Origin of the sequence: Nostoc sp. 2RC (assembly GCF_014222165.1) — a bacterium.
In the GTDB taxonomy this organism is placed as follows: domain Bacteria; phylum Cyanobacteriota; class Cyanobacteriia; order Cyanobacteriales; family Nostocaceae; genus Nostoc; species Nostoc linckia.
In genome coordinates this window covers 1-1,368 of record NZ_JACKZU010000700.1, presented here as the reverse complement: position 1 = coordinate 1,368, position 1,368 = coordinate 1, and the positions used below count along the sequence as shown (strand labels likewise).

General features: G+C 36.5%; 1 protein-coding gene. It reads left to right on the top strand.

Annotation, left to right across the window (positions count from 1 at the left end):
- Window positions 1-822 precede the first annotated feature (822 nt).
- Window positions 823-1,200, top strand: coding sequence for a hypothetical protein (locus tag GNE10_RS34505; RefSeq protein WP_185570505.1), 378 nt, complete (start codon window positions 823-825; stop codon window positions 1,198-1,200).
- Window positions 1,201-1,368: the final 168 nt, after the last annotated feature.

Below are 1,368 nucleotides of genomic sequence, written 5' to 3'. Positions count from 1 at the left end.
AAAAAAGGTGTGGGGAGTGTGGGAAGTGTGGGGAGTGTGGGGAGTGTGGAGGGTAATTTTTTGGATACTTAGCTAGAAATCCCACACAAAATTTCGTTCATCCGGGTGGGGTAACGCCAAGCATGATGGTAAGTTAGTAAATTCAAAATCGCGTTTTTACAAGGGTTTTACCTTAAGTTGACACCAATGAGTTCTCACTCCCAACTCCCAGCACAATTGATTATCTTTGACTCTAATTTAGTATTAGTCAGGCTTTCAGATAATGTGAACTTTTTAAACGTTTTTACTCAATTATTTCATCTGTCGCTAGACTGATTTGACAGTCTAGCAGTTGAGTATTTTCCGGCTTAATACAACTAATGTGCAACAAATAAATTCTGTCTATGAAACAGTAAATTGTCTAGCAAACCTAAAAGTAATCTTAATTACCAAAAATGTTAAATTTAACTAAAAATTTATAACCAAGGCAAGTTGCCTTGTCCTCATAATCTTGATCCCTCAAAATTTATGCTGCGTTTTATGTAGATTTCTGCCAAAAAGACATAATTTTGAAATAATAAGTATTATAAATATAAAATATCGTAGTTTCTCAATCTAGCCCGTGCTGTTTTGATATAAAATACTTGGAAATAAGTATAAGCTTTAACTCAAATCAGCACAGTAAAATGTTTGATATTCTACCTTCATAAAAGGCTAACTTCAGAGTCTATTGCATCTATCAATTGAATCATTTATAACTGATCGTCATGGCAACTTTACATCTAAAAAAGTTGTTTACTTAATTAATCTTTCACTGAATTAAAAAAGGAGTTTAAAAAAATTATGAAAACTGTAGTTAATTTGACTCAGCAATCAGTAATAGGAGAAATTGAAAGCGTTTTAGATACATATCCATATCATCCATATCAGCAAGCCTTTGCAATTCCTGACTTGCGCCAAGAGTTAATTGCTTTCGTCCTCAACCGCATTCCCTCTTTTTACAGTGTCATATCTGACGGAAATATTCCCCTAGCTGAAGCTGAACAAAAAAGCTTGCTAAACTATCAGTTGCCTCGTAAACGCTTAGAACAGCAACTACATTTACAAAATTTAATTCACCAAGGTATTTGCTCAATCGTTCAAGAAAAGTCAGATTGGATTAGCCATCACCTTTGTGAAATAGTTCAACCTGGTTGTGAACCTTCTCATTGGTTTGGCTAATAGGCCTGACATATAGCTAACGGGTGTGGGGACTGATGACTGATGACTGATGACTGTTGACTGATGACTGGAGAGTTATTATTCTCCCCTACCCCCAGCACAGACCTGCCCCAATACTTGTCGGTTAAAGGGAAAAGGGGAAGGGGGGGCCCCCTCTGGGGATAAGGG

Coding starts and splice junctions, on each gene's coding strand:
- GNE10_RS34505 (WP_185570505.1), top strand. CDS start 823: ATGAAAACTGTAGTTAATTTGACTCAGCAATCAGTAATAGGAGAAATT.